Source organism: Streptomyces araujoniae, from assembly GCF_050871195.1.
Classification (GTDB): domain Bacteria; phylum Actinomycetota; class Actinomycetes; order Streptomycetales; family Streptomycetaceae; genus Streptomyces; species Streptomyces bacillaris.
The window spans coordinates 6852088-6876980 of the sequence record NZ_CP194070.1; the positions used below are offsets into that span (position 1 = coordinate 6852088).

Sequence of the window (24893 nt, forward strand, 5' to 3'; positions counted from 1 at the left end):
TGCGGGGGCCGGGACGTATTTCCGTAACCGCCCGGCCCCGCCCGGCTGTTCGCAGCACCACGCACACGCACGAACCTTGCAGAAGGAGCAGAGACCGATGCCCCCCACCCCCCGCAGCACCGCCGTACCCGACCCCGAGGGCCCCGTGGCCGACTACGTGATCGTCGGTGGCGGCACCGCCGGATCGGTCATCGCCTCCCGGCTCACCGAGGACCCCGACGTGACCGTCACCCTCATCGAGGGCGGCCCCACCGACATCGACCGCGACGACGTCCTCACCCTCCGCCGCTGGCTCGGCCTCCTCGGCGGCGACCTCGACTACGACTACCCCACCACCGAGCAGCCGCGCGGCAACAGCCACATCCGGCACAGCCGCGCCCGGGTCCTCGGCGGGTGCTCCTCGCACAACACCCTCATCAGCTTCAAGCCGCTGCCCGGCGACTGGGACGAGTGGGCCGAGGCGGGCGCCGAGGGCTGGGACGCGGCCGCGATGGACCCGTACTTCACCAGGCTGCGCAACAATATCGTCCCGGTGGACGAGAAGGACCGCAACGCCATCGCCCGCGACTTCGTCGACGCCGCCCAGCAGGCCGCCGGGGTCCCGCGCGTGGACAGCTTCAACAGCAAGCCGTTCCACGAGGGTGTCGGCTTCTTCGACCTCGCCTACCACCCCGAGAACAACAAGCGCTCCTCCGCCTCGGTCGCCTACCTCCACCCGCACATCGAGGCCGGTGACCGGCCGGGCCTCCGCATCCTGCTGGAGACCTGGGCCTACCGCCTGGAGTTCGACGGAACCCGCGCCACCGGCGTCCACGTCCGGACGAAGGACGGCGAGGAGATCCTGCTGCGCGCCGCCCGCGAGGTCATCGTCTGCGCGGGCGCGGTGGACACGCCCCGGCTGCTGCTGCACTCCGGGATCGGCCCGCGCGAGGAACTGGAAGCACTCGGCATCGAGGTGCGCCACGACCTGCCGGGCGTCGGCGAGAACCTGCTGGACCACCCCGAGTCCGTCATCGTCTGGGAGACCGACGGACCCATCCCGGAGAACTCCGCGATGGACTCCGACGCGGGACTCTTCGTCCGCCGCGACCCCGGATCCCAGGGCCCGGACCTGATGTTCCACTTCTACCAGATCCCCTTCACCGACAACCCCGAGCGGCTCGGCTACGAGAAGCCCGAGCACGGGGTGTCGATGACCCCGAACATCCCCAAGCCGCGCAGCCGGGGCCGCCTCTACCTCACCAGCGCCGACCCCGAGGTCAAGCCCGCCCTGGACTTCCGGTACTTCACCGACGAGGACGACCACGACGGCCGCACCCTCGTCGACGGCATCAGGCTCGCCCGGGAGATCGCCGCCACCGAACCGCTCGCCCACTGGCTGAAGCGCGAGGTCTGCCCCGGCCCCGAGGTCACCTCGGACGAGGACATCAGCGAGTACGCCCGCAAGGTCGCCCACACCGTCTACCACCCGGCGGGCACCTGCAGGATGGGCGCCGCCCACGACCGGGAAGCCGTCGTGGACCCGCAGTTGCGCATCCGGGGACTCGACGGCATCCGGATCGCGGACGCGTCGGTCTTCCCGACCATGCCCGCCGTCAACCCGATGATCGGCGTCCTCATGGTCGGCGAGAAGTGCGCCGAACTCCTCGCGCAGGGGGCAGGCGCCGACGGCGCCGTGCCGACCACTGGTACCAGCACCGGAGATGATGCCCGATGACCGCGACCCAGGCCCCCGAGGCCCCTGTCGATGCAGCCGAGGACGCCGTGTTCTCCGTACGCGGCCTCTGGAAGGTCTTCGGCCCCAAGGCCGACCGCATCCCCGGCAGCGAGTACGCTGCCCTCCCGCCCGCCGAACTGCGCGAGGCCACCGGCTGCACCGCCGCCGTCCGGGATGTCTCCTTCGATGTCCGCAAGGGCGAGGTCTTCGTCGTCATGGGCCTGTCGGGCTCCGGCAAGTCCACCCTCGTCCGCTGTCTGACCCGGCTGATCGAGCCCACCAGCGGCACCCTCGCCATCGACGGCGAGGACGTCCTCGCGATGGACCGCGCCCGGCTGCGCGAACTGCGCCGCCACCGCACCGCGATGGTCTTCCAGCACTTCGGGCTGCTGCCGCACCGCACGGTGCTGGACAACGTCGCCTACGGCCTGGAGATCCAGGGCCTGAGCAAGGCCGAACGCCGCTCCAGGGCAGCCGAGTTGGTGGAGAAGGTCGGCCTCGCCGGACTGGAGGACCGCCGCCCCTCGCAGCTCTCCGGCGGCCAGCAGCAGCGTGTCGGCCTCGCCCGCGCGCTCGCCGTCGACCCCTCCGTCCTCCTCTTCGACGAGCCGTTCAGCGCACTGGACCCGCTGATCCGCCGCGAGATGCAGGACGAGGTGGTCCGGCTGCACCGCGAGGAGGGCCGCACCATGGTCTTCATCACCCACGACCTGAGCGAGGCCCTGCGCCTGGGCACCCGGATCGCGCTGATGCGCGACGGCGGGATCGTCCAGCTCGGCACCCCCGAGGAGATCGTGGGCTCGCCCGCCGACGACTACGTCGCCGAGTTCGTCCGGGACGTGCCGCGCGAGCAGGTCCTCACCGTGGCCACCGCCATGCGCCCCCCGCTCGCCGGGGAGAGCGAGCGCGGCCCGGCCGTGCGCCCCGACGCCACGGTCTCCGCGGCCATCGAGGCCGTCTCCCGCTCCGGCGACCCCGCCGCCCGGGTGATGGACGGCGGCCGGCTCGTCGGCGTCGTCGACCACGCGTGCCTGCTGGACGTGGTGGCCGGAACATCCGCGGCCGACGGCCCCGCGGCCCCCGGCACACCCGACGGCCCCCGCGAGGTGACCCTCTGATGGCCACCGCCCAGGCGACCCCGGTCCGCCCCGCCCGGTCGGGCACGGGCCGGGGGCCGGTCGCCGCCCTCCGCGAACGCCCGACGGCCGGGAAGCTGCTGCTCCTCGTGCTCGCCGCCGCCGTCCTCGTCCCCCTCGTCCACGGCCGCTGGGGCGGCGGGGTCTGGCCCGACGCGCTCACCGCCGACCTCTCCGGCCCGCTCGGCAGCGTCACCGACTGGATCGTCTCCAACCGGGACAGCCACCCGCTCTTCCTCTACTTCTTCGGCCACATCAGCAACGCCGTCGTGCTCTCCGTGCGCGGCGTCTACCTGGTGCTCCTGGCCCTCGGCTGGGCCGGGGTGACCGTGCTCGCCGCCGCCGTCGCCTGGCGGGTCGCGGGCATCAGGCTCGCGCTCACCGCCGCCGCCTCCTTCCTGGCCTGCGGGCTGCTCGGCATGTGGGTGCCGACCATGCAGACGCTCGCGCTGATGGTCGTCGCCGTCCTCGCCTCCGTCGTCCTCGGCCTCCTCCTGGGCCTGGCCGCCGGACTCTCCGACCGGGTCTTCCGCATCCTGCGCCCGGTGCTCGACACCATGCAGGTGCTCCCCGCCTTCGCCTATCTGCTCCCCGTGGTGCTGGTCTTCGGCATCGGCGTGCCCGGAGCGGTCCTCGCCACCGTCGTCTACGCGGCTCCGCCGATGGCCCGGCTCACCGCGCTGGGCCTGCGCGGCGCGGACGGCGGGGTCATGGAGGCCGTCACCTCGCTCGGCGCGACCGGCCGGCAGCGGCTGCTCACCGCCCGCCTCCCGCTGGCCCGCAAGGAGCTGTTGCTCGGCCTCAACCAGACCATCATGATGGCGCTCTCCATGGCCGTCATCGCGTCCGTGATCGGCGCGGGCGGCCTCGGCGACCGGGTCTACCAGGCGCTCTCCTCCGTCGACGTGGGCGCCGCCCTCGCCGCCGGCATCCCGATCGTGCTCCTCGCCGTCGTCCTGGACCGTACGACGGAGGCGGCCGGCCGCCGCATCGGCGCCGAGCCCACCGGCCCGGCCCTCCTGCGCGGGTGGCGCGGCTGGGGCCTCGCCGCCCTGGTCACCGCAGCCGTCGCCCTCGTGGGACGACTCACCGACGGCCGGGTCTGGCCCGACGACGCCACCGTGGCCATCGCCGGACCGGTCAACACCGCCAAGGACTGGATGGTCGACCACCTCTACACCGGGGTCCCCGTCGTCGGCGGCACCGCCGACCTCGCCTCCCACTTCACCAGCGGCGTCCTCAACCCGCTGCGCAGCGGACTCACCTCCCTGCCCTGGTGGTCGGTGCTCCTCGTCGTCGCCGCCCTCGCCTGGACCATCGGCACCTGGCGCACCGCCGCCACCGCCGTCCTCGCCATGGCCGCGATCGGCGTCCTCGGAGTGTGGGAACCCTCGATGGACACCCTCAGCCAGGTGATCGCCGCCGTGGCCGTCACCCTGGTCCTCGGCTTCGCCATCGCGATCGGCGCGGCCCGCAGCGCACGGCTGGAGAAGCTGCTGCGCCCGGTCCTGGACGTCTTCCAGACCATGCCGCAGTTCGTCTACCTCATCCCCGTCGTCGCCCTCTTCGGCGTCGGCCGCGCCCCCGCGGCCGCGGCGGCCGTCGTCTACGCGCTGCCCGCCGTCGTCCGCATCACCACCCAGGGGCTGCGGGGCGTCGACCCGGCCGCGCTGGAGGGCGCCCGCTCGCTCGGCGCCACCCCCGGCCAGCAACTGCGCCAGGTCCAACTGCCGCTGGCCCGGCCCTCCCTGCTGCTCGCCGTCAACCAGGCGGTCGTGCTCGTCCTCGCCGTCGTCATCATCGGCGGACTGGTCGGATCGGGCGCACTCGGGTACGACGTCGTCTTCGGCCTCGCCCAGGGCGACCTGGCCACCGGGCTGGTCGCCGGAGCGGCGATCGTGTGCCTCGGCCTGATGCTCGACCGGGTCACCCAGCCCACCGCCCGCCGCCAGCGACAGGAGAGCTGAGATGAACCGCTCCCGCATCCGCCCGGCCGTGGCGCTCGCCTCGGCCGCCGCCCTGCTCACCACGGCAGGCTGCGGCGCCGCCGACATGACGAAGCAGGCCTCCCCGTTCGCCGCCCCCGCCGGGGTCAGGACGGTCACCCTCTCCGTCCAGTCCTGGGTCGGCGCCCAGGCCAACGTCGCCGTGGCCGAGCAGCTCCTCAAGGACGAGCTGGGCTACCGCGTCGACCTCGTCCAGACCGACGAGGTCCCGGCCTGGGACGCCCTCAGCCAGGGCCGGGTCGACGCGATCCTGGAGGACTGGGGCCACCCCGACCAGGAGAAGCTGTACGTCGACGAGAAGAGGACCATCGTCCGCGGCGGCGACCTCGGGGTCACCGGCCACATCGGCTGGTACGTCCCCAAGTACTTCGCCGACCAGCACCCCGACGTCACGGACTGGAAGAACCTCAACAAGTACGCGGACCAGCTGAAGACGGCCGAGAGCGGCGGCAAGGGCCAGCTGATGGACGGCTCGCCCTCCTACGTCACCAACGACGTGGCCCTGGTGAAGAACCTCGACCTGGACTACAAGGTGGTCTTCGCCGGCTCCGAGGCGGCCCAGATCACCCAGATCCAGCAGTTCGCCAAGGAGAAGAAGCCCTTCCTCAGCTACTGGTACCAGCCGCAGTGGCTGTTCAACGAGGTGCCCATGGTCGAGGTGAAGCTCCCCGAGTACACCGAGGAGTGCGCGGCCAAGGACCCCAAGGACATCGACTGCGCCTACCCGACCACGCCGCTGCAGAAGTTCCTCAACGCCGACTTCGTCGAGCGCGGCGGGGACGCGGCCGGCTTCCTGAAGAAGTTCCACTGGTCGGAGCAGCACCAGAACGAGGTCTCCGAGATGATCGCCTCCCAGCGGCTCACCCCCGAGGAGGCGGCGAAGCGCTGGATCGAGCGCCACCCGGACGTCTGGAAGAAGTGGCTGCCGCAGGAGTGAGGCGGCGGGGGTGCCCGGTCCCGCGGTAAGGGACCGGGCACCCTGTGCACCTACCGCGTCCGTACGGTGGCCAGCACGTCCCGGTCCGGCTGGAGCGTCAGACTCGGTACGGGCTCGACGGTCCCCGGATCGACGTCCAGCACGAAACGCCGGGCCAGCACGGCGAGGACCAGGACCGCCTCCACCATCGCGAACCGGGTCCCCAGGCAGACCCGGGGCCCACCGCCGAACGGGAACCACGCGTACTCCGCGATCTCGTCACCCTCCTCCGGGTCCCAGCGCTCCGGCCGGAACTCCTCCGGCTCCGGGAACCACCGCGGATCCCGGTGCGTGGACCACTGGCTGCTCCACACCCGCGTCCCCTCCTCGACCGGCATACCGCCCAGCCGCGCGCCCTCCTTCGCGACACCCGTGATCAGCCAGATCGTCGGATACAGCCGCAGGGTCTCCTTCACCACGGCCTGGGCGTAGGGGAGCCGGGCGTAGTCGTCGATCCCCGGCTCCCGGTCGCCCAGCACCCGGTCCAGCTCCTCGGCGAGGGCGGCGCGCACCCGCGGGTTGCGGGAGAGCAGGTACCACGCCCACACCAGGGTCGAACTCGTCGTCTCGTGGCCGCCGATGTACAGGGTCACCGTCTCGTCGCGGATCTCCTCGTCACTCAGCCGCTCACCGCTCTCGTCGACCGCGGTGAGCAATCGGCTGAGCAGATCGGGCCGTTCGGTCTCCCCGTCCCGGTGCCGGGCCACCACCCGCGCCACCTCGGCGTCGATGACGGCGGCCGCCTTCCTGATCCGCGCCCGGCCGGGGGTCGGCACCCAGTCGGGCAGCAGCGCCCCGATCCCGGCGAACTCCTTGCCGATCTCCGCCTGGGCCACGTCCATCGCCCGGCCCATCGCCTCCGAGTCCGCCGGGGTGTCCACCCCGAAGATGGTGCGCACCGCGATCCTCTGCGTCAGCGCCGCCATCTCCCGCTTGATGTCGACGCGTTCACCGTCGGACCAGCTGTCGGCCAGCTCCACGGCGGAGGCCGCCATGGTGGCCGCGTACGACGTCACCTGCCTGGGCCGCACCGACGGCTGCACCAGCGACCGTTTGCGGCGCCACTCCCGGCCCCGCGCCACGATGATGCCGTCCCCCATCACCGTACGGAACGCGATCCCGAGGCTCGGCTGGTCGAAGGTGCGCTCCGTCTCGGTCAGCAGCTCGCCTATGTGGGCCGGGTCCGAGACGAACAGGCACCGGTTGCGTCCGAACCGCCAGCGCACCAGGTCGCCGTGTCCCCGCAGGAGTTCGAAGAAGGCGAGGGGGTTCTTCCCGAACTGCGGCAGATTCCCGAGCAGCGGCAGCCCCCTGGGGCCCGGTACGGGCACGGGGCCTGTGGAGGTGGTGCCGAGCGCCGGGCCGGTCTGCGTGGACATCGAAAGGACTCCGCTCCCTGGAATGCGCCATGGGTGGCGCGCCGTCGTTCGAACCTCATCGAACGCGATGAGGCGGGCACTCCGCCAGGGTGCCGGTCCGGCGTGGCCGGAATCCGTCAGCAGCCTTGCGGGGCAGGTGAGTTGTCGATGGCAGTCGGCGCAGATACCGCATTCGAACAAATGATGACGGCGGTCTCTCCGTCTCATGTGACAATCCCGGCATGTCGATCGACGCAACGGCGGGCCGTGCCAGAGCGCTGTGGCGGGAGCTGGCAGCGGCACCGGAGGCCGCCTTCGGAGAACCGGGCCGCCCCGGGGTCTTCACCTCCCCGCTCTCGTCCCTGGCGCCGCCGTCCTGGGTGGGCGCGGTGACCATCGGGGAGAGAGCCCTGATCACCGCGCCCACGGCTCGGGCCGCGGATGCCGTACGGAGCGCCCTGAACGGCCTGCCGGCCGACCGGCTCACCGACCCCGCGACGGCCACCGCCCTCCTCCCGGTGTCCGACACGCTCGGCCCGGCGGTTCTCGCCTACCTGGCCCCGGAGGACCTCCGCCCGCCGAAGTCCACCGGCACCCCGGCCGAGCGCCTGCCGCCCGGTGACGCGGCGCTGCCGGCCCTGTCGGAGGAGGCGGGGGAGGCGGACGCGGGGGAGAGCGGGCTGGAAGAGATCACCTCACCGGTCTTCGTCGTACGGGACGGGGGCGCGCGGGTCCTCGCCGCCGCTGGTTACGCCCATTGGCCTCGCGGCACCGCCCACCTCTGCGTCCTGACCGCACCGGAGGCACGGGGCCGGGGCCTCGCCCGGCAGGTGGCGTCCGAGGCCACCGCCCACGCCCTCGCCGCCGGACTGCTCCCGCAGTGGCGGGCCCGGCCGGCCGCCTCCCGCCGGGTCGCGGCGGCGCTGGGCTACCGGGAGCTGGGGGCCCAGCTGAGCGTACGGCTGCGGTGAGGGCGGTCGGAGCGGTGCGCGGGGACCAGGTAACGTCCTTCCCGTGTTCCTTCGGGCGCCGATGGACGAGTGAGAGCGTGATGGGCCCCTGCCGACGCCCTCGGGCGTCGCATCCTTAGGTCACCGCACACCGTCAACCGGGAGAACCCATGACCGACAGCAAGAACATCAACAACCCCGTCGGCCAGGGCGGCGGCCAGCGCAAGCGGCAGTCCCGCGCGGAACGGCAGAACAACGGCCCGCACCGCAACCTCGACCGCCAGAACGCGGCCGACCGCAAGGCGGAGCTGGTGCGCAAGATGCGCGAGAAGGCGGGCACGGCGGGCACGGCCGAGACCGCCGGGCAGACCGGCGACGACACCCCGCAGAGCTGAACACGGGCCCCGGTCACGGGGCCCGTACGCAGAGCCGAGCCGGCGCCCAGGCCGTGCGGCGCGGTGATCCCCACCCGCTCACAGCCCCACGATCAGCTGGATGCAGACGATCTTGACCAGAATGGCCAGCGCGAAGAGCGTCGAGTACCCGTTGTTGATCCGGCTGTCGCTCGCCCGGCTGTTGGCGTACGCCACGATCGCCGGGTTGCCCACATAGCCCGACAGCAGCCCCATCGTCCGCTCCCGGCTCTGGCCCAGCCCCTTGGCGACCAGCACCATCAGGGCGTAGCTGACCACCGCACCGATCGCCAGCACGGCCGCCAGCTTCAGGCCGAAGAGCGAGAAGGCGTTCTCACGGAACGAGTAGCCCGAGGTGAGGCCCACCACGGCGAGGAAGAGGAGCAGCCCGATCTGGCGCAGGGTCAGGTTGGCGCGGGTGGGGAGCGTCCAGACGAGGGGGCCGGTGCGGCGGCGCCAGCCGAGGACCATGCCCATCACCAGGGGGCCCGCCCCGGTGCCGAGGGCCAGGGTGGTGGAGCCGAGGGTGAGGGAGGGGATGCCGATGAGGAAGCCCAGGGTCAGCCCGAGCCCCAGGCTGACCGCGCTCACCTCGCTGACCTTCGCCTCGGTGTCGCCCAGATACGCGGTGACCTCGCCGGTCCGCTCGCGCGGCATCACCACCCGCACCCGGTCGTCGAGCTGGAGCAGCAGTCCGTCGTGGGCGAGCATGTCGAAGTCGCCGCGCCGCACCCGGCTGACCACGGCCCCGTACTTCTCGCCCAGGCCCAGTTCGGCGACCGTGTGCCCGGCGAGGTCCGGATTGGTGAGCAGCACCCGCCGGTAGTCCACGGCGCTGCGGTCGTCCAGCAGATGGCGGGGAGCGAGCGCTCCCAGTGCCCGGGTCGCCGCCCGTACGTCGTCCTCGCCGCCGACCAGGACGACCTGGTCGCCGGGGGCGAGCCGGTCCAGCTCCAGGGCGACCCGGGCCGTTCCGCCGGAGGGGCGGTACTCGCTGGCGAGCACCCGGTGGGCCGTCACCCCGGGGACGTCGGCCCAGCGGGTCTCCCGGGAGACCTGGACCGTACGGGTGACGAGGATGGCGGGCAGCCCCGAGTCCGGGTCGCGGCGGGCGGTCCAGGTGCGGCGGGCCGCGATGGCCGCGACGAACATGATCGTGATGACGACGGCGAGCGGGTAGCCGATGGCGTATCCGACGGCCGGCTGGGTGGGGTCGGCGGAGGCGTCCTGGGCGGCGGCCAGGCCCGGCGTGGTCGTCCCGATGCCCGCGTACCCGCCCGCGAGGAACGGGCCGCTGATCCCGAACCAGCCGTGCCCGACCAGGCCGACCACCACCGCCGTGACGGCGAGCGCCACCACGGCCCCGGCCATCACCGCGAGCTGGCCGCGCAGTTCACGGAAGAACGCGGGCCCCGACTCCAGGCCGACCGTGTACACGTACAGGGCGAGCCCCAGCGCCGAGATTCCGGCCGGTACGGCGGCGGCGATGTCCTCGTCCAGCGCCCCCACGAGGAGGCCGACGAAGAGGACACCGGCCGCCCCCAGCCGTACCGGGCCGAAGCGCACCATGCCGAGCAGCGCGCCGAGCGTGATCACCGCGAACACGGTCACCCACGGGTTGTCCGCGAAGAACTGCCACACCGGCCGTGCCTCCCCGTCTCGAAGCGGTCCAGGTCAGGATCTTCGAGGAGCGGGAAGGCCGCCACCCGGCCGGCGGGCCCTCAGGCCCCGTGCGGTACGTGCGCCGGGCGGCCCCGGCCACGCGTCAGCGAGTAGCCGAACACGCCCGCGAGCGCGGCGAGGACCCCGCCGCCGACGGTCCAGAGCCAGCGGCTCGTCCACCAGCCGGAGGCCCAGCCGTCCTCCGGCTCACCGGCGGCCCGGGCCTGGGAGGTGCCGGACGCGCCGGTCACCGAGATCCCCGGGACCAGCGGCTCCGCGAGCGCGCCGTCCACGTGGTGGGCGCCGCCCGCGTCCACCACGTCGGCCCGCACCTCGGCCTTGAACGGCAGCCCCAGCTCGTCGGCCGGCAGGTTCACGACCGTCAGCCGCACGTAGTAGCTGCCCGGCAGCGGGTCGTTCGCCCACGGCTCCGACCAGGACCGCACGGTGCGCAGCACACAGGACAGCTCCACCGCCTTCGCGTCGGCCGCCGCCTTGCGGGTCTGGTGGCCGTACTGGCACGCCTGACGGCGGCGCAGCCCGTCGTACACGTCGATCTGCCAGGTGGAGGCCGAGCGCTTCGCCTCGTCCTGCGGCAGCTCGACCGTCGCCCGCACGGTCGCGCGCCCGCCGGTGTCGGCCGGGAACACCCAGTACAGGTAGTCGCCCGCCGAGGCCTGCGCGGTGCCGCTCTGTCCCTGCCGGAGCGCGGTCGCCGTACGGAACGTGGTCCCGGCCTCGGTGGGCCCGGGCCCCTCGTCACCGGCGCTCGCGCTGGGCGTCGGGTCGTCGGCCGCCGCCGCACCCGCCGAGGTGAACAGGGCCAGCCCGGCCAGCAGCACCCCGGCGAACGCGCGCCGCGCGCCACGGACCCGGGCGCGGCGGGAAGTCGTCGTCACCATCAGTTGGTCCTCCATACGGCGATGCGCCAGCGCGAGATCCAGCCGAAGAGCAGCCCCGCGACCAGTCCGGTCAGCACGAGGACGCCCAGCAGCCACCAGCCGCGGCCGAGCCCGAAGGCGGCCACGTCGGCCGCCCGGTCCGGTCCGTCCACCAGGTCCACGGTCAGCTCGACCGGCAGGCCCGGGGCGCGCTTCACCGAGGCGGGCGCGGAGAAGGAGTGGGCGAGCTGGAGGCAGACGGTCTCGGCGGCGGGCTTGCCGCTGCCGTCGTCACCGTCCTCCACCTCCGCCTTGGGATAGCGGAGACCGGACGAGATCACATCCGTACGTCCGGTGCCGGACGCCTCGCCCCGGACGATCTCGCGCCCGGAGGCCGTCACCGCGCGCAGCAGGACGCCGTAGTCGTTGTCGACGGCCCGGTCGGCCGCCACGCTCACCGAGGCGCGCAACTCCTGGCCGGGCAGCACGTCGACCCGGTACCAGCGGTGCTCACCGATCACCTGGCGGTCGGTGTAGAGGCCCGGCTTCAGCTCGGGCGCGGCGGAGCAGCTGCCCGCGCCCTCGGTGGCGACCGGGGTGACGACCGGCTCGGCCGCCCGGTCCACCAGCTGCTTCACCCGGCGCGAGAGGTCTTCCTTGTGCTGGACGGCGGTGTACGTGCCGCCGGTCGCGTCCGCGATGCAGGTGAGCTGCTGCCGGATCTTGGCGTCGGGCACCAGGCCGAGGGTGTCGATGACCAGGTGCGTGCCGCGCGCGGCGATCTCGCGGGCCACCTCGCACGGGTCGAGCGGGCCGCAGGTGTCCTCGCCGTCCGTGATGAGGACGATCCGGCGGGTGCCGTCACCGCCGTCGAGGTCGTCGGCCGCGCCGAGCAGGGCGGGGCCGATCGGGGTCCAGCCGGTGGGGGCGAGGGTGGCGACGGCGGTCTTGGCCTCGGTGCGGTCCAGCGGGCCGACCGGGTAGAGCTGCTTGGTGTCCTTGCAGCCGACCTTGCGGTCCTCGCCCGGATAGTCGGCCCCGAGGGTGCGGATGCCGAGGTGGACCCCTTCGGGCACCGCGTCCAGGACGTCGTTGAACGCCTGCTTCGCGGCGGTCATCCGGGACTGGCCGTCGATGTCGCGGGTGCGCATGGAGCCGCTGACGTCGAGGACGAGTTCGACCTTGGGGGCGGGTGTGGCGGGTGGTCCGTCGGCGGCCGCGGGGATCGCGGTGCCGAGCCCGGCGGCCAGGGTGGCCAGCGCTATGCACACCCCGGCCGTCAGCCGATTTCTTGTGATCATCGCCGGATCTTATGGAAAATCAGTTGGTATTCCCAACCGGGGACTTCGGGCCCCTCGCGCCGCCCGCGTGTCAGCCGCCGAGCAGCGGCTCCGCGGCCCGGTCCAGCACCGAGGTGACCCGCTGCCAGGTCGCCGAATCCCGCTCCTGCGGGTCGAGTCGACGGTCCGTCCCACCCGCTCCCCAGGCCGTCGCCAGCGCCACCGGGTCCCCGCCGCCCGCCGCCGACGCGGCGAGCGCGGCCGCGCCGAGGGCGACCAGCTCGCCGCCCGACGGAAGGACGAGCGGGCGGCCGGAGAGCCGGCGGACCGTCTCCACCCAGGCCCGCCCCTGCGCCCCGCCGCCGATCAGCCGCAGCGGGCGTGCCGCCACCTCCGGGGCGTCCGGGTCGAGACCGCAGGCCCGCAACAGCGTGTCCAGTGCCCGCAGTACGGTGACGGCCGCGCCCTCGTAGGCGGCGCCCAGCAGTTGCTGCGGGGTGGTGTCGTGGCGCAGGCCGGTGAGCAGCCCGGAGGCGGTGGGCAGGTCCGGGGTGCGTTCGCCGTCGAGGTAGGGGAGCAGTACGGCCTCGCCCCCGGGGGCCGTGTCCTCGCGGTGCAGGCCGAGCAGGGAGGCCACCTTGTCCACGGCGAGCGTGCAGTTGAGGGTGCAGGCCAGCGGGAGGAACGTGCCGTCGGCGGCGGCGAACCCGGAGAGCGCCGGGTCGGTGGAGCGCGTACGGGAGGCGGCGAAGACCACCCCGGACGTGCCGAGGGAGAGGACCGGGTGGTCCAGCAGTCCGGCGCCGCCGAGCCCCAGGCCCACGGCCGCGCTCATGTTGTCACCGGTCCCCGCCGCGACCGCGATCCCCGCCGGCAGCCCCAGCGCCTCGGCCGCCGCACCGGTCAGCGAGCCGATCCGGGCGGCTCCGGTGGGCGCGACCTCGGGGAGGAGGGCCGGGTCCAGGCCGAGCAGGTCCAGCAGCCCGGGGTCGTACGCGCCGGTGGCGGTGGCGTACCAGCCGGTGCCCGAGGCGTCCCCGGGGTCGGTCGCCGCCACGCCCGCGAGCCGCTCGGTGAGGAAGTCGTGCGGCAGCCGGACGCCCGCGGCTCCCTTCGCGGCCTCCGGGTCGTGCTCGCGGAGCCAGCGCCATTTGGACGCGGTGATCGAGGCGACCGGCACGGATCCGGTCCGCCCGGTCCAGGCGCCGGGTCCGCCCAGCTCGGCGGTGAGCGCGACGGCCTGCGGGGCCGAGCGGGTGTCGTTCCAGAGCAGGGCGGGCCGCAGCGGGCGGCCCGAGCGGTCCAGCACGACGAGCCCGTGCTGCTGGCCCGCGACCGCGATCCCGGTGACCGAGCGGGCGGGCAGCCCCGACTCCTTGAGCCCGGCCGCGACCGCGTCGCCCAGCGCCCGCCACCACACCTCCGGGTCGCTCTCCCGTGCTCCGGACTCCCCGGTGACGGTGTGCGGTGCGCGCCCCACCGCGAGCTGCTCGCCGGTCACGGCGTCGATCACGGCGGCCTTGGTGGACTGGGTGGAGCTGTCCACGCCGATGACGACGGTTCGTGACGGCATGGGCGGCCTCTTTCCGGTGGTGAGGTGGGGCTCATTCGGCTGTGACGCGAACAAATTACGTGATCCCGGCCGCGGGGAACAGATCGCGGGAGAACTCGCCATGACCGCGGGGGTGACGTCGGCCGGGAACCCCGTGCATGATTAGTCATGACAGTGAACAAATAGGGGTGCCGGGCGCGTGGCCCTGGCCCCGACGGCAGGCGAAGGCGGTCGGACGACGATGACGGAACGCTTCACCCCCACCCCCGAGGACAAGTTCAGCTTCGGTCTGTGGACCGTGGGCTGGCAGGGCCGGGACCCCTTCGGCGACGCCACCCGCGCGGCCATCGACCCCGTGGACTCCGTCCAGCGCCTGGCGGAACTGGGCGCCTGGGGCGTGACCTTCCACGACGACGACCTGATCCCCCTCGGCTCGTCGGAGACCGAGCGCGAGGCGATCGTCAAGCGGTTCCGGCAGGCGGTCGACGCGAGCGGCCTGGTCGTGCCCATGGTGACGACGAACCTCTTCACCCACCCGGTCTTCAAGGACGGCGGGTTCACCGCCAACGACCGCGACGTACGCCGGTACGCGCTCCGCAAGACCCTGCGCAACATCGACCTCGCCGTCGAACTCGGCGCCACCACCTTCGTCGCCTGGGGCGGCCGTGAGGGCGCGGAGTCCGGCGCAGCCAAGGACGTACGCCTCGCCCTGCACCGCATGAAGGAGGCCTTCGACCTGCTGGGCGAGTACGTCACCGAGCAGGGGTACGACCTCCGCTTCGCCATCGAGCCCAAGCCGAACGAGCCGCGCGGCGACATCCTGCTCCCCACCATCGGCCACGCCCTCGCCTTCATCGAGCGCCTGGAGCGCCCCGAACTGGTCGGGGTCAACCCCGAGACCGGGCACGAGCAGATGGCCGGGCTCAACTTCCCGCACGGCATCGCCCAGGCCATGTGGGCGGGCAAGCTCTTCCACATCGACCTCAACGGCCAGTCCGGCATCAAGTACGACCAGGACCTCCGCTTCGGCGCGGGCGACCTGCGCCAGGCGTTCTGGCTCGTCGACCTTCTGGAGAGCGGCTACGAGGGCCCGCGCCACTTCGACTTCAAGCCCCCGCGCACCGAGGACTACGACGGTGTCTGGGCCTCGGCCGCCGGGTGCATGCGCAACTACCTGATCCTCAAGGAGCGCGCGGCGGCCTTCCGCGCCGACCCCGAGGTGCGGGCCGCCCTGCGCGCCTCCCGCCTGGACCAGCTGGCGCGCCCGACCGCGGGGGACGGCCTGGCCGCGCTGCTCGCGGACCGCACGGCGTACGAGGAGTTCGACGCGGACGCGGCGGCGGAACGCGGCATGGCCTTCGAGGTGCTGGACCAGCTGGCCATGGACCACTTGCTGGGCGTGCGCTGAGGGCCGGGGGCGGGGCCCGGCCCGGCGGTACGCGGCCGGGCCCCGGGCCCTCGCGGAGCGCCGGGCCGCCGGGAAGGCACCGAGCCCACCCCTGTACGCGCCCGCCCCCCCCCGTACGCCCCCGTCTCACACCCCGTACGGCTCCGCGTACGCCACCGGGTCGGCCAGGACGTCCTGCACCACCAGCGCCGCCGCACCCCGGGCCGCGTCGCCCGCCACCGACGACGCGCGGAGGCGGCCGCCGCCGGGGGACCAGAGGCCCGAGACCACGCGGCCCGTCAGCTCCTCGTCGGCGGGCGGTGCGAGCCACGGCATCAGGCTCCGGTAGATCCCGCCGAGCACCACCGCGTCCGGGTCGACCAGGTTCACCGCCCCCGACACCACCCGGCCGAGCATCCGGCCGGCCTCCGTGAGCGCCGCCACCGCCCGGCCGTCCCCGGCCCGCGCGCGCCGCTCCAGCTCCACCACCCCGGCGCCGCCCCCGGACCCGTCGATCCCGGCCGCCCGCAGGAGCGCCGTCTGCCCGGCGTACTGCTCCAGGCAGCCCCGGGACCCGCACCGGCACTCCGGCCCGTCCGGGTCCACCACGGCATGGCCGATCTCCCCGGCGAACCCGTGCGCGCCCCGCAGCAGTTCGCCGCCGAGCACCAACGCGCCGCCGACCCCGATCTCACCGGTCAGGTAGAGGAAGCTCCGCAGGTCACCGAGGCCGCCGAACCACAGCTCGGCCAGGGCCGCGAGGTTGGCCTCGTTCTCGGAGGCGACCGGCAGCACCGGGTGGCCCGGCCGCAGGGCGGTCAGCGCCTCGGCGAAGAGGTCCTGCGCCGGGACCTCGTTCCAGCCGAGGTTGGGGGCCTGCCGCACCGAGCCGCCGGAGACCAGGCCGGGCAGGGCCAGCGTGGCACCCACCGGGCGCAGCTCCTGCTCGCGCGCCGAGTCCAGGGTCCGCGCGGCGATCCGGGCCGCACGGGCGAGGACCTCCCCGGCGGGCGCGCCCCGGTTGTCCAGGTGTTCGGTCTGGCGGACCCGGCCGGTGCCCGCGAGGTCGACGACGCAGACCGACACGTAGTCGATGTTGATCTCCACCCCGAGCCCGGCCGGGCCGGTGCGGGCCACCTTGAGCGCGGTGCCGGGGCGCCCGGCCTGCCCGCTGAACGTCTTGCCCGACTCGGTCAGGAACCCGCTCTCCATGAGCTGCTCGACCAGCGAGGAGACCGCGGCCCGGGTCAGTCCGACCCTGGCGGAGACCCCGGCGCGGGTCGCCTCCCCGCTCTCGCCCTCGTCCCGGACGGCACGCAGCACCAGGCTCAGGTTGTGCCGTCGCACGGTGTCCTTGTCGGCCTTGGGCCCCAGCGGAGTGAGGATGCTCTTCATATCGTCGCCGAGCCTATGCGATGCCGGTGACGACCGGCCGTACCGCGGACGCCGACGGCCCCCTTCCGCACGGGGTGATCCGTGCGGAAGGGGGCCGTCCACCGGCTCACGGCTGGGCGCCGCGCGCCTTCAGCATGGTCGCCATCAGTCCGATCTCGGACTCCTGGCCGTTGACCATGCCCTTCGCCAGATTGCGGATGACATCGGTGCCTGCCTTCTCGGCCCCGGCCCGCGCCATGTCCACCCCGGCCCGGTGGTGCACGGTCATGAGCCGGAGGAACAGCACCTCGGCCGCCCTGCCCTCGGCCGCCTTGAGCTCCTTCAGCTCGGCGGTCGTGGCCATGCCCGGCATCAGCGAACCGTCGCCGGTCGGCTTCATGGTGTGGCCCATCCACGTCATCGGCGGCTCCGCCGAACTCTTGGGCAGGCCCCACTGCTCCAGCCAGCCCAGCATCATCCCGCGCTGGTTGGCCTGGGTGTTGATGATGTCGTACGCCAGGCGCCGCACGTCCTCGTCCTCGGTGCGGTCGCGCACGATGAACGACATCTCCACCGCCTGCTGGTGGTGGATCGCCATGTCCCGGGCGAACCCGGCGTCCGCCGACCCCTCCGCCGCGGCGGACTGCGCCGCCCTCGCGGACGAGGACGCCGACGAAGGCCGCCCGACCATCAGCGCCACCAGCCCCACCGCCAGCAGCAGCACGACGGCGCCCGCGAGCACCATCCGCCGGGTGGAGGAGAACGGGCCGGTCACGGCGCTCACCTGTCGAGCCCGCCCGTGCAGGCGGCACCCGGCTCAGGCGTCTGCGGGCCCTGGACGTACTTGGTGAAGAACTGGTTGACGCGCGAGTCCGAGGCGCTGTCCACCGTCACCTGCTTGCCCCACGCGCTGAGCATCAGCGGGTCCTTCTGGTCCTTGACCGGGCTCATCAGGGAGTACGGAGTCGACTTGACCTTCTCCGTCAGCGCCTTGACGTCCGCCTCGGAGGCCTTGTCGTTGTACGTCACCCAGACCGCGCCGTGCTCCAGGGAGTGGACGGCGTTCTCCTTCGGTATCTCCTCGGTGTAGACGTCCGCGTTGCAGTTCATCCAGACCTGGCTGTGGTCGCCCCCGACCGGCGGGGTCATCGGGTAGTCGACCTTCGTCTCCACGTGGCCCTGCTTCAGGTCCTTCCACGTGCGCTCACCGGTGACGGGCGAGTTCCGGGCCTGATCCTCCTTCTTGTCCTTCTCGTTCGCCTGGTAGACCAGGTAGCCGCCCCCGGCGACCAGCGCCAGCACGACGGCGACGGACGCGCCGATGGTGATGAGGCGGCCCCGCCGCTCACGGGCCCGCTCCTTGCGGCGGGCCTCCTCGAGCTTGGCGCGGCGGGCGGCTGCGGGGGAGTTCGGGTTCTTGGCGGAAGCCATGGGAGATCCTCGTCGTTCAGCGGATGCGGCGGATGCACCCGGGTCGATACAGGGAGGGGGAGGGGAACAGGGCATACGGGCAGCCGCTCCCACCGCTCCGGCACGGGGGTGCGGAGCAGGGAGGAGCGGACCCGGCTCTAGATCCGTTGAACCTGAAGACGCAGCTGATCGACGGAGCCGACCCCGTCGTGGGAGGGCCCCCGGATGGCGGCCGCCCCGGTCAGCGGGGCGGTGGGTGCGACGGCCACGGGGGAGCAGGGGAGCGCGAGGGGCGCGGACGCCACCGGCAGCACCACGGCGGCCGAGTGGGTCGAGCCGCCGTGGCACGAGGTCCCGAGCCCGCGGTCGACGGGGACGGCCATGGCGACCGGCTCGATGTGCAGACCGGTCACCGGGGTCAGCGTCCGTACGGCGGACGGGGCCTCCATCGCCACCGGCACGGCGGCGGCCGGGGTGGTGACCGAGCAGCAGAAGAGCAGGGCCAGCAGGGCGAAGACCCCGACCGGCGAGGCGGGCACACGGGAGCGGCACCGCTCCCGGTCGGTCCGCGCGCTCACCCTGGTCATGGCCCGTCATCGTAGTAGCTGTATGAAGATTCAAAGAATATGGGTCACCGATTACGCGGGACAGTGTGCCTCAGGGGCCACGCGGTCGAACAGAGTCCCAGGGACCCATTCCCGGACCGGTGCCGAGCGGCATCCGTCCCGCATATCTTTTACAGGTGTAACACCTGTTAACGTATGTGGGTGAGTGATGCATCCATCTGGCCCCGGCGCCCCCGGGCCCGCGGCCTCCCCCTCGTCGCCCCGCTCCGGCTCGGCCGTCCGTCGGACACCTGGTTCAAGCCCGCGCTGAGCGTGGTGGCCGCCTCCGCCGTACCGCAGCTGACGCTGCTTGCCCTCGGCCGGCTCGACCTCGTGACCTACACGATGGCCGGTTCGCTCTGCGCGCTGTACGGACACGGCCTGCCCTACGCCCGGCGGGCCAGGACCCTCGCCGGCCTCGTGCTCGCCATGACCGCCGGGCTCGGGGCCGCGCTGGTCACCGCCTCGCTGACCCACTCCACCGGCGTGCTCGTCGCGGTCGGCGCGCTGCTCGCCGCCGTCCAGAAGGCGGGGTGCGACGCGACCCGCACCGGCCCGCCCGGCCCGGTGATCCTCACCTTCGTCAGCTCCGCCGCCCTCTTCGCCCCGCAGCGGCTCGGCCAGGTTCCGGCGCATCTCGCGCTGACCCTGGCGGCGGGGGCGGTGGCCTGGCTCGTCTGTGCCGGACCCGCCCTGATCCGCCGCGAGGGGCCGGAACGGCGGGCCGCCGCCCGCGCCCTGGCCGCCGCCGCCGACCGCGTGGCCGACCCCGGGCCCCGGACCCACCGGGCCGCGGCCGCCGCCGTGCACGCCGCCTGGCAGTGCCTGCTCGCCTCCGGCCGCCCCACCCCCGTACGGCGCTCCCTGGAACGGCTGGTGGCGCACGCGGAGGCGGCCGCCACCCCGTCGGCCGCGGACCCGGCCGCGGAGGCGGACCGGCTGCGGCGCCTGGCCGCCCTGACCCGGGGGCGCGGCCCCGTCCCCGTACCGCCTCCGCCGGGACCTGACGGGGCGTACGGCACCGAGCGCAGCGAGCTGTACGGCATCGACGCAGAGCGGACCGCCCTGCGGGACCCCGGCCGCCGCCGTGCCGCCCGCCGGACCCTGCTGCGGAGCCTCGGCCCGGGATCGCCGCTGCTCCCCGTCGCCGCCCGCACCCTCGTCGGCTGCGCCCTCGCCGGCCTCCTCTGCGCGGCCCTCGGGGTCGGCCGCCCCGCCTGGGTGATCGTCACCGCCGCCTCCCTCTACCAGGCCAACATCACTCTCACCTGGAACCGGACCCTCCAGCGCACCCTGGGCAACCTCCTGGGCGTCCTGGTCTTCGCCGCCGTCCTGCCGCTCTCCCGCACCGCCCCGCTCGCGCTCGTCCTGTGCTGCCTCTTCTTCGGCTTCGCCGCCGAGGCCCTGATCACCCGGAACTACTGGCTCGGCTCCGTCGCCGTCACCCCGATGGCCCTCCTGGTCCTGGAGTTCGGCGCGCCGCACCCGGCCGGTGAACTGATCGGCGACCGGGTCCTGGACACCGTCCTCGGCGCGCTCGCCGGGTTCCTCGCGGCGGCGCTGATCCCCAACCGCAGGGCGGCGGGCCGCGTCGAGCGCGCGCTGCACGCCACCGCCGAGGCCCGCACGGACGCGGAACGGGCGGCCGGGCGGCCCCCCGCCGAGCGGGCCCGGGCGCGCCGCGCGCTGACCGCGAGCCTCGTCGAACTGCGCGAGGCTGCCGACACCGCGGCGGGCGAGTGGTGGCAGCGCGCCCTGCCCGAGCAGGAGGTTCTCGCGGCCGAGCGGGCCGGACACCGTACGCTCACCGCGACAGCACAACGGCTGGGTCCGGCCGCCCGCGCCCCGGAGGCGCGGCGCGGCGCGACGGTCCCTGCCCCGGCGAACGGAGCGGAGTGACCGACGACATCGTTGCCTCGGTGGTACGGCAGTGGCAGGCCGTCAACCCGGAGCTGGACACCGGCCCGATGGAGCTGATCGGCCGCATCAACCGCTGCGCCGCCCTTCTCCAGCAGGCGGAGGACGCCCCGCTGCGCTCCGCGGGGCTGACCCGCGCCGAGTTCGACCTCCTGGGCGCCGTACGCCGTACCGACCGGGAACTGACCCCCGGCGAGCTGGCCCGGGAGACCTTCTCCTCCGGCGCCGCCGTCACCAAGCGGCTGCGCGCCCTCCAGGAACGCGGCCTGGTGGACCGCCGGGGCGACGAGCGTGACCGCCGGGTCGCCCATGTCCGCCTCACCGATGACGGCCGCGCCCTGGTGGACCGGCTGCTGCCCGAACAGCTCGCGTACGAACGGGCGGTGCTCTCGGGGCTCGACGAGCGGAGCCGGACCGAACTCAGCTCCGGACTGAGCGAGTTGCTGGTCCAGCTGGAGGGCCGCCTCGGCGGGACGCGCCGCTGATCCCGGCGAACCGGGCGGCGCGTACGGTGCCGCCCGCGCCTGGTCCGCCTGCCCCCTTCTCCGTCCGGCTCCTGTCCGCCCGGCCCTTTCTCCGCCCGGCCCCTTCTCCGCCCGGCCGTCACTCCGGGTATCGCTCCCGGGGCCGCCGGGCGGCGGCCCGACCGCCGGGACACCCGCCGCTCCACCATGCGCGCGGGGTGCTGGGCGGGTGCGGGGGAGCGGCGGCCGGGAACGCGTCAGCACGGCGTTTTTCCCGTTCACCCGGGGAGTGATCGGGAATCTGTTCCTTTCGATCCGGTTCGATCGTCTGTGCCTCTGTCCCATTCCGCGATACACATCGGCTGCTCTGCCGGTGATTTGATCGTGTATCAGCCGGTTTGACCCCTCGATGTGTCCCGCCTGTCGGGATTCGAGGGGTCGACGCCAGGCCGTTTCCGCCTTTCGTCACTCCCCGCGCACGCTCCACAGCGGTGAGTGCTAAAACTGGCGAGTGTATTCCTCTTCGCGGGCTCCCGCAGGGGGTTGGGTGAATATGCCGATCCCCTGTTCTGATCTGGCTAAGCTCACGCGCAGTGAAGTCGAGTTGATGCGAATTCGAGCACTTGTTCATGAGTCTCCGCTCACGTGCGTATACATCCCGGTACACCCCGGAATCAACCGCCAGAGGGTTTAGATGGTCCGTGTTGAATCACCGCCGACCGACAGAGAAGTCCCCGTCGTCCGCGTAGTCCTGCCCCCCGTGGTCCTGCTGGCCGCGGCCACCGCCGCCGGGGCGGCACTGGTGGTCCCGGCCGCGCGGATACCAGTCGCCGTGTGCGGCGCGATCACCACGGTCGTGGTCGCCGTGCTCACCGTGGCGCTGCACCGCCGCAAGCGGGCCATGGCCGCTCAGCGCGCGGAGTACGAACAGCGCGTCGCCTATCTGGAACACCGCATCCTCAGCCACGACTCCGAGACCGTGCGGCTCACCAAGGAAGTCATGCCCGCCGCCATCCGGCGGCTGCGGGTGGGCAATTCGCCCGAGGAGGTCATGCGCGACATCGTCGACGCGGACGCCGCCAACCGGCATCTGCCCAAGGCCCTGCGGGAGCAGATCTACCAGGTCCTCGAAGTCATCGACAACGAGGAGGCGCGGCGTGACTCCGCCCAGCGCGCCTTCGTCAGCGTCGCCCGCCGCGTCCAGGCGATCGTGCACCGCCAGGCCAGCGAGCTGCGGGAGATGGAGGACCACTACGGGCGCAACCCCGAGGTCTTCGACGACCTGCTGCGCATCGACCACGGCACCGCGCTGATCGGCCGGCTCGCCGACTCCATCGCCGTCCTCGGCGGGGCCCGGCCCAGCCGCCAGTGGCCCAAGCCCGTACCGCTGTTCAGCGTCCTGCGCGGCGCGATGTCCCGCATCCTGGAGTACCAGCGCGTCGATCTGCACTCGATCGCCAAGGTCGCCATCGTCGGCACCTCGGTCGAGCCGCTCATCCACGCCTGCGCCGAACTGCTCGACAACGCGACCCGCTACTCGCCGCCGCAGACCCGGGTGCACGTCACCGCGGTCGAGGTGCAGACCGGCATCGCCATCGAGATCGAGGACGGCGGCGTCAGCCTCAGCGAGGAGGCCCGCGCCCGGGCCGAGAACATGCTCGCCCAGGCCCAGGCCGGCATCAACATGAACGACCTCGGCGAGTCCCCCCGGCTCGGCATGGCCGTCGTCGGCCGCCTCTCCCGGATGTACCAACTGCAGGTCTCGCTGCGTCAGTCGGCGTACGGCGGGGTCCGCGCGGTCCTCATCGTGCCGCGCGACATGATCACCACCGGCCCGGCCCCCGGCATCGCCCACGGCATCGGCGCCACCTCGCGGCCCACCAGCTCGCTGGACATGTCGCAGCTCCAGCACGTGGTGCCGCCCCCCGGCAAGCGCAAGCCCAAGCCCGCCGCCACCGGCCCGGTCCCCTCCGCGGTCGCCCCGGCCCCCGCGGGCGCCCCCGCCGGCGCGGCGCGTCCGGCCGGGCCCGTCCCGGCCATGGAGGACGACGTCCCGGTGGTCACCGAGTGGACCGAGAACGGTCTGCCGCAGCGCCGCAGCCGGGGCCGCGCCCCGCTCGGCTCGCACAACCTGCCGCAGCAGCCCCCGCCGCCCGCCGCCCCCGTCAACGGAGGGCTGCCGCAACGGGGCGGGCACCAGGGCACCGGAGGCACCGCACCCGGCGGACCCGGTGGGCAGGGCGGCGAGAAGCCCCCCGGCCTCTGGCTGGAGGCCTTCACCAAGGCCGTCAACGGCGTACCGCAGGAACCGAAGCACGGCGAAGACTCCGATGACGCGTGGGACAAGGGAGACCTGAAGTGATCCAGCAGCGGGGAAACATGGACTGGATGCTCAAGGAACTGGCCGACGACGTGCCGAGCATCCATCAGATCGTGGTGCTCTCCTCGGACGGGCTGCGCATCGCCATGCACGGCGGCGACCCGGACGTCGCCGACCGGCTGGCCGCTGCCTGCGCCGGGCTGCAGAGCCTGGCCGCCGCGGTGGCCACCGAGATCCCGTACAGCGACGGCATGATGAAGCTCGTGGTCATCGAGGTCACGGGCGGCTTCTTCTACCTGATGGCGGCCGGGACCGGCGCGTATCTCGCCGTGCTGGCGGGCGAGACGGTGGACGCCGGGCTGGTCGGCGCCAGGATGCGGGACATGGTCGTGCGGATCGGCGCCCACCTGACCAGTCCGCCCCGCCACGGCGGGCAGTCCGGATGAGCGGACCCCGACGAGAACGCCGCACGACCGATCCGGCGCTCATCGACCCGGAACGGCTGTACGTGATCACGGGTGATCTCGACGACAGCGAGCGGGCCGCACTCGACCTGGTCACCATGGTCGTCGCGCAGGCCGAGCCCTCGCCGACGTTCCAGCCGGAGCAGGCCGCGATCCTGCGGCTCTGCCAGGCGCCCTTATCGGTCGCGGAGATCTCCGCCTACCTCAGCCTGCCGTTCAGCGTGGTCACCTCGCTCCTGAGCGATCTCCTCGCGACCGAACTCATCGAGTCGCGTGCGCCGATCGTCCGCGCCACACTCCCCGACAGGTCCCTTCTCGAAGCGGTGATGCATGGACTTCAGAAGCTCTGACACGATCACCGGACCCCGCAGCGAGGACGTCCTCCCCACCACGGCCACCGCCGCGGTGAAGGTCGTGATCGTCGGCGGGTTCGGGGTCGGCAAGACGACCATGGTCGGCTCGGTCAGCGAGATCCGGCCCCTGACGACCGAAGAGACCATGACCCAGGCCGGTGTCGGCGTGGACGACAACGCCGGGGTGGAGACGAAGACCGCCACCACCGTGGCCATGGACTTCGGCCGGATCAGCCTCAGCGAGGAACTGATCCTCTACCTGTTCGGCACCCCCGGCCAGGAGCGCTTCTGGTTCCTGTGGAACGGCCTCTTCGAAGGGGCCCTCGGCGCCGTCGTCCTCATCGACACCCGGCGGCTGGAGGTCAGCTTCGACGTCATCGGCCGGCTGGAGGAGCGGGGGGTGCCCTTCGTGGTGGCCGTCAACACCTTCCCCGACGCACCGCACCACCCGGTCGAGGCCCTGCGCAGGGCGCTCGACCTGCCGGACGAGGTCCCGATGATCGACTGCGACGCCCGGCTGCGGGCCTCCAGCCGCGATGTGCTGATGACCCTCATGCGCTATCTGCACAGCCTGGCGGTCCCGCTGGCCTGACGGCGGGAGCCGGCCCCCGCCCCGGACAGCCGGCCCCTCGCCCGACGCCCACGCCCTACCGGCCTCGGGACGGTTC

At 73.4% G+C, this 24893-nt stretch carries 22 protein-coding genes; 13 read left to right on the forward strand and 9 right to left on the reverse strand.

Features of this window, described 5'->3' with window-relative positions; translation table 11 throughout:
• Nucleotides 1-97 precede the first annotated feature (97 nt).
• Genes ACQ9ZG_RS29210 through ACQ9ZG_RS29225 form a run of 4 tightly spaced genes read left to right on the forward strand, consistent with a single transcriptional unit; the run spans nucleotide 98 to nucleotide 5796 of the window.
• Nucleotides 98-1717, forward strand: a complete 1620-nt coding sequence (locus ACQ9ZG_RS29210) for a GMC family oxidoreductase (RefSeq protein ID WP_109917323.1) — start codon at nucleotides 98-100, stop codon at nucleotides 1715-1717.
• Complete coding sequence (locus ACQ9ZG_RS29215) at nucleotides 1714-2835, forward strand: quaternary amine ABC transporter ATP-binding protein (RefSeq protein WP_499281381.1); 1122 nt, start codon at nucleotides 1714-1716, stop codon at nucleotides 2833-2835. The genes ACQ9ZG_RS29210 and ACQ9ZG_RS29215 overlap by 4 nt, the downstream gene beginning before the upstream one ends.
• A complete protein-coding gene (locus ACQ9ZG_RS29220) occupies nucleotides 2835-4820 on the forward strand; it encodes an ABC transporter permease (RefSeq protein WP_499281382.1) in 1986 nt (661 codons plus the stop codon). The genes ACQ9ZG_RS29215 and ACQ9ZG_RS29220 overlap by 1 nt, the downstream gene beginning before the upstream one ends.
• Nucleotide 4821: 1 nt before the next feature.
• Entirely contained in the window at nucleotides 4822-5796 is a 975-nt protein-coding gene (locus ACQ9ZG_RS29225) for an ABC transporter substrate-binding protein (RefSeq protein WP_109916991.1), read from the forward strand.
• A 50-nt stretch (nucleotides 5797-5846) separates the two neighbouring features.
• Here ACQ9ZG_RS29225 and ACQ9ZG_RS29230 read toward each other — a convergent pair whose 3' ends face one another.
• The gene (locus ACQ9ZG_RS29230) at nucleotides 5847-7214 is read right to left on the reverse strand and encodes a cytochrome P450 (RefSeq protein WP_028418651.1); all 1368 of its coding nucleotides are present in this window, start codon (nucleotides 7212-7214) and stop codon (nucleotides 5847-5849) included.
• A gap of 221 nt (nucleotides 7215-7435) precedes the next feature.
• On the opposite strand from ACQ9ZG_RS29230, the gene ACQ9ZG_RS29235 reads away from it, so the two are divergent.
• Together ACQ9ZG_RS29235 and ACQ9ZG_RS29240 are read left to right on the forward strand one after the other, a co-directional pair.
• Nucleotides 7436-8164: a GNAT family N-acetyltransferase gene (locus ACQ9ZG_RS29235; protein WP_499281383.1), complete on the forward strand. Its 729-nt coding sequence runs from the start codon at nucleotides 7436-7438 to the stop codon at nucleotides 8162-8164.
• Between the two features lie 149 nt (nucleotides 8165-8313).
• The gene (locus ACQ9ZG_RS29240) at nucleotides 8314-8538 is read left to right on the forward strand and encodes a DUF6243 family protein (RefSeq protein WP_109917283.1); all 225 of its coding nucleotides are present in this window, start codon (nucleotides 8314-8316) and stop codon (nucleotides 8536-8538) included.
• Between the two features lie 78 nt (nucleotides 8539-8616).
• Here the strand turns inward: ACQ9ZG_RS29240 and ACQ9ZG_RS29245 are convergent, their stop codons facing one another.
• From ACQ9ZG_RS29245 to xylB, 4 genes are all read right to left on the reverse strand, one after another.
• Nucleotides 8617-10197, reverse strand: a complete 1581-nt coding sequence (locus ACQ9ZG_RS29245; RefSeq protein ID WP_109917282.1) for an aspartate:alanine exchanger family transporter — start codon at nucleotides 10195-10197, stop codon at nucleotides 8617-8619.
• 80 nt (nucleotides 10198-10277) lie between these two features.
• The gene (locus ACQ9ZG_RS29250) at nucleotides 10278-11120 is read right to left on the reverse strand and encodes a hypothetical protein (RefSeq protein ID WP_499281384.1); all 843 of its coding nucleotides are present in this window, start codon (nucleotides 11118-11120) and stop codon (nucleotides 10278-10280) included.
• On the reverse strand, nucleotides 11120-12400 hold the full coding sequence (locus ACQ9ZG_RS29255; RefSeq protein ID WP_109914424.1) for a VWA domain-containing protein: 1281 nt from the start codon (nucleotides 12398-12400) through the stop codon (nucleotides 11120-11122). The genes ACQ9ZG_RS29250 and ACQ9ZG_RS29255 overlap by 1 nt, the downstream gene beginning before the upstream one ends.
• Nucleotides 12401-12470: 70 nt before the next feature.
• On the reverse strand, nucleotides 12471-13952 hold the full coding sequence (gene xylB, locus ACQ9ZG_RS29260) for a xylulokinase (RefSeq protein WP_499281385.1): 1482 nt from the start codon (nucleotides 13950-13952) through the stop codon (nucleotides 12471-12473).
• Nucleotides 13953-14172: 220 nt separating this feature from the next.
• Here xylB and xylA point away from each other — a divergent pair, with 220 nt between their 5' ends.
• On the forward strand, nucleotides 14173-15339 hold the full coding sequence (gene xylA, locus ACQ9ZG_RS29265; protein ID WP_415738347.1) for a xylose isomerase: 1167 nt from the start codon (nucleotides 14173-14175) through the stop codon (nucleotides 15337-15339).
• 126 nt (nucleotides 15340-15465) lie between these two features.
• Here xylA and ACQ9ZG_RS29270 read toward each other — a convergent pair whose 3' ends face one another.
• The 4 genes from ACQ9ZG_RS29270 to ACQ9ZG_RS29285 all read right to left on the reverse strand — a co-directional run bounded on the left by ACQ9ZG_RS29270 (nucleotide 15466) and on the right by ACQ9ZG_RS29285 (nucleotide 18689).
• Nucleotides 15466-16713, reverse strand: a complete 1248-nt coding sequence (locus tag ACQ9ZG_RS29270) for an ROK family protein (RefSeq protein ID WP_499281386.1) — start codon at nucleotides 16711-16713, stop codon at nucleotides 15466-15468.
• Between the two features lie 106 nt (nucleotides 16714-16819).
• Nucleotides 16820-17437, reverse strand: a complete 618-nt coding sequence (locus ACQ9ZG_RS29275) for a DUF305 domain-containing protein (protein ID WP_032756158.1) — start codon at nucleotides 17435-17437, stop codon at nucleotides 16820-16822.
• Nucleotides 17438-17472: 35 nt separating this feature from the next.
• Nucleotides 17473-18123: a thioredoxin-like domain-containing protein gene (locus ACQ9ZG_RS29280; protein ID WP_109917060.1), complete on the reverse strand. Its 651-nt coding sequence runs from the start codon at nucleotides 18121-18123 to the stop codon at nucleotides 17473-17475.
• A 137-nt stretch (nucleotides 18124-18260) separates the two neighbouring features.
• Nucleotides 18261-18689 carry a hypothetical protein gene (locus tag ACQ9ZG_RS29285; protein ID WP_109917059.1) on the reverse strand — a complete coding sequence of 143 codons (429 nt, stop codon included), beginning with the start codon at nucleotides 18687-18689 and terminating at the stop codon, nucleotides 18261-18263.
• Nucleotides 18690-18869: 180 nt separating this feature from the next.
• On the opposite strand from ACQ9ZG_RS29285, the gene ACQ9ZG_RS29290 reads away from it, so the two are divergent.
• The 6 genes from ACQ9ZG_RS29290 to ACQ9ZG_RS29315 all read left to right on the forward strand — a co-directional run bounded on the left by ACQ9ZG_RS29290 (nucleotide 18870) and on the right by ACQ9ZG_RS29315 (nucleotide 24817).
• The gene (locus ACQ9ZG_RS29290) at nucleotides 18870-20606 is read left to right on the forward strand and encodes an FUSC family protein (RefSeq protein ID WP_499281387.1); all 1737 of its coding nucleotides are present in this window, start codon (nucleotides 18870-18872) and stop codon (nucleotides 20604-20606) included.
• The gene (locus tag ACQ9ZG_RS29295; RefSeq protein ID WP_109917485.1) at nucleotides 20603-21109 is read left to right on the forward strand and encodes a MarR family winged helix-turn-helix transcriptional regulator; all 507 of its coding nucleotides are present in this window, start codon (nucleotides 20603-20605) and stop codon (nucleotides 21107-21109) included. The genes ACQ9ZG_RS29290 and ACQ9ZG_RS29295 overlap by 4 nt, the downstream gene beginning before the upstream one ends.
• A 673-nt stretch (nucleotides 21110-21782) precedes the next feature.
• On the forward strand, nucleotides 21783-23450 hold the full coding sequence (locus ACQ9ZG_RS29300) for a sensor histidine kinase (RefSeq protein WP_499281388.1): 1668 nt from the start codon (nucleotides 21783-21785) through the stop codon (nucleotides 23448-23450).
• On the forward strand, nucleotides 23447-23854 hold the full coding sequence (locus ACQ9ZG_RS29305; RefSeq protein ID WP_018491940.1) for a roadblock/LC7 domain-containing protein: 408 nt from the start codon (nucleotides 23447-23449) through the stop codon (nucleotides 23852-23854). The genes ACQ9ZG_RS29300 and ACQ9ZG_RS29305 overlap by 4 nt, the downstream gene beginning before the upstream one ends.
• A complete protein-coding gene (locus tag ACQ9ZG_RS29310; RefSeq protein ID WP_026238214.1) occupies nucleotides 23851-24222 on the forward strand; it encodes a DUF742 domain-containing protein in 372 nt (123 codons plus the stop codon). The genes ACQ9ZG_RS29305 and ACQ9ZG_RS29310 overlap by 4 nt, the downstream gene beginning before the upstream one ends.
• Complete coding sequence (locus tag ACQ9ZG_RS29315) at nucleotides 24203-24817, forward strand: GTP-binding protein (RefSeq protein ID WP_003964952.1); 615 nt, start codon at nucleotides 24203-24205, stop codon at nucleotides 24815-24817. Before ACQ9ZG_RS29310 ends, ACQ9ZG_RS29315 begins: the two co-directional genes overlap by 20 nt.
• Nucleotides 24818-24893: the final 76 nt, after the last annotated feature.